The 2,768-nt window shown below is 39.7% G+C and carries 3 protein-coding genes; 1 reads left to right on the forward strand and 2 read right to left on the reverse strand.

The genetic code is table 11. The annotated features are described in order from the left end of the window. Window positions 1-608 (forward strand): FHA domain-containing protein (locus tag PVOR_RS25060; RefSeq protein WP_006212352.1); only part of this gene is annotated, 608 nt, incomplete at its 5' end. A 424-nt stretch (window positions 609-1,032) separates the two neighbouring features. Here the strand turns inward: PVOR_RS25060 and PVOR_RS25065 are convergent. Both PVOR_RS25065 and PVOR_RS25070 read right to left on the reverse strand, forming a co-directional pair. Then, the gene (locus PVOR_RS25065) at window positions 1,033-1,218 is read right to left on the reverse strand and encodes a DUF3006 domain-containing protein (RefSeq protein ID WP_006212353.1); all 186 of its coding nucleotides are present in this window, start codon (window positions 1,216-1,218) and stop codon (window positions 1,033-1,035) included. Further along, a complete protein-coding gene (locus PVOR_RS25070; RefSeq protein WP_006212354.1) occupies window positions 1,215-2,093 on the reverse strand; it encodes a ComEC/Rec2 family competence protein in 879 nt (292 codons plus the stop codon). Before PVOR_RS25070 ends, PVOR_RS25065 begins: the two co-directional genes overlap by 4 nt. Between the last annotated feature and the right edge of the window lie 675 nt (window positions 2,094-2,768).

The raw sequence follows: 2,768 nt of genomic DNA on the forward strand, positions 1-2,768 counted from the left end.
CAGGAACAGGAACAGCAGATATGGAGCTTAGGGAGAGCAGGGAGAACTGGAGATGGAAGGTTCCCAAATCTCCAACCCATCCAGAGGACCATCAGAAACAAGCAGGCTACCCTCCGCAGGGGCAGGGCTATCCCTATTCGCATTCACAAGAGGCTGAACCTGCAGTCTCTTATGGCGAGGAAGGTGATTATTATGCTCATTTGTCCCAGCGCACGGAGGTGCTTTCATCACATAGAGGCGGAGGGGCTACTGTACTGCTAGGTCCGGAAACGAAGCCTCCTGCTCATCCACATTCAGCAAGAACCTATCTGGAGCTGAACGAACCGAATGCAGCCGCCACGCAGCGGATTGAATTGACGCAACCCCATTTTATCATCGGCAGATCCCCTGATGTCGCGCAATTTGTTGCTCAGGGTGTGGGAACTTCGCGGGCACATGTCGAGCTCTCGCGTGAAGGTGGAGAATACGTATTAAAGGACCTGGGTTCAAGAAACGGTACGATTTTAAAGGGAGAGTCCATGGTGCCGTATAAAGAATACCCCCTGAAGGAGGGGGATGCCTTTGTTATTGCAGGCTGGTCGTTTACCTTGCGTAGCGGGTTATATTGATAGGGGATAAAATAGTAGACAGAGATTTAAATACTTCCGAAGCCCATATTTAATGATGCATGCTTATGTTAACTTCATTAGTTTTATGAGAAGTGTTTTTAATTTAAATCACTTACACATAAAAGGTCTCCAGATGGTGGAGGCCTTTAAGTGAAATTTCATTGAGTATTTAAAGGAATCAGGGCTTAGAATCGATGATTGCTTATGTATTAGTAATATTCCGATATTTCTCGGAAAAGTCTTTCTCAACCAGCATCAAAAAAGCTACCCTTAAATTTTTTTTTTGGGGTCTACTCCTTCAGAATATGACGACATCGTCGCATCTGCCAACCGGAAAAATATTCCACTACCTGGGGGTCACTTCACTAAACATCAGGCTTGTTTTTGTTTTTACTAGTCTTCAAATAATTCATTCATTAGATCATCAAAACTCTTCTTTACGTTTCAAGGTTTCTGTTTTATCAACTGTAATTTTATTATCGCTAATGGTAAGCACATTACCCACACTGCAATCATAAGGAAGCAGTTCTTTTGGAATGTCCTCTGTACTACCTTCAATTTCTACAACAGCAAAGCTTCCTTCAAATCGATCTATTATTCCTTTTCTCATTTCGCACCCTTTGTTGTAGTAAAAGTTATTGTAGATCCGTTACTGATAGCCGTAATTGTTCCTTTTTGGTCAGTTCGCATTACAGCAGCGCCAGCATCTTTGAGGCGAGACAGGATACCTGCATTCGGATGACCGTAACTATTCTTTCCTACACTGATGATTGCATACCTCGGCTTTACTGCGTCTATAAATTTCTTACTTGAAGATGAGATAGATCCATGACTCCCCACTTTAAGAACGTCTGCTTTTAATATGGACTTGTTTATAAGCATGTCTGTTTCGGATTTGATATCGGCGTCGCCAGTAAAGAGGAAGGAGTTATTCTTATACCCTAATCTTAGGACAGCACTCCACTTATTTAAATCGCTGCCATATTCATTAACGGGAGCTAAGAAGGTAGCGGTAACACCCATGAGCGGGATTGTAACATCTTTTTTAGCCTGTTTTATGGTAAGTCCTTTGTTCTTTACAGCCAGCAAGAAATCTTTATAGGTGTCTGTTGTGTGTGAAACCTTTGGAGCATAAACAGATTTAACATTAATCGATTTAATAACATCATCTAAACCGCCGATATGATCAGCGTCTGGATGTGTAGCAACTACAGCATCTAGTGTATTCACACCAAGGTGATTCAGATACTTAACAACATTATTGCCTTGATTATTATTCCCAGCATCAATAAGTATGTACTGATTTTCAGGCGTTCTAATTAACGTTGAATCGCCTTGCCCTACATCGAAGTAATAGACCTGAAGTGTTCCACTAGCTTGATTCTTAGGTAAATCTATTCGTCCCGGATGAGCGAATGCTCCAGAGGAAGATAAAACTGTTATAATCAAGAAAAAAATTAAAGATAAAATAGATTTGTTTTTCATAAGACTCCTTCGATTAACCTATTGTTTTGCTAACTCATAATTTTATTGAGCCAATATTTCTGTTTCTCTAATAGGGCGTTTTCTTTTTCTAAGCTTGCTAACATCCCTTTGGAGCCTGGTTTTAACTTTGACTCTGTAATTTTTCTATCTCGGATTTTAACTTATCAATTTGTTTTTGATAGTACTTGAGCTTATCTGCTTTACTTTGACTTTTTTTGCAACTGCTGATGGTGCGGTTTTCTGTGCGTCAATTTGTTGGTGCTACTAGGACTGATGTGAGTCCTAACACAAAAGTGACTGCAACAATAAGTTTTTTCATTATTTATGCCTCCTAATTATAGAATTTGCTCTCTTATAGTAACAAATAAACTGGAAAAAATATATATATTCAGGTGAATGGAAGTGCGACAATAGTCTCGGTTAATTGCAGAAAGCTTCCAAATTAAGACCATATTCATGGCTCGATTGAAACGAACTCAAAATGATTCTTGGGATTAAATCGGATGGAGTGCAACTTCGGATACAGGAATCACAAAAAGAAAAAGCGTTAATACCTTGGCAGAGGTAATAACGCAAAGTCCAATAATACACATATTATACCTTAACCTTTTTTGGAAGACCAACATTAGCTTTCATTTAGGAGTTCAGGAACAGGAACAGCAGATATGGAGCTTA

Source organism: Paenibacillus vortex V453 (assembly GCF_000193415.1).
GTDB lineage: Bacteria > Bacillota > Bacilli > Paenibacillales > Paenibacillaceae > Paenibacillus_AQ > Paenibacillus_AQ glucanolyticus.

Bases quoted from the DNA above. Each gene is read 5' to 3' on its own strand.
- PVOR_RS25065 (WP_006212353.1), bottom strand. From the start codon at position 1,218: ATGAGAAAAGGAATAATAGATCGATTTGAAGGAAGCTTTGCTGTTGTA.
- PVOR_RS25070 (WP_006212354.1), bottom strand. From the start codon at position 2,093: ATGAAAAACAAATCTATTTTATCTTTAATTTTTTTCTTGATTATAACA.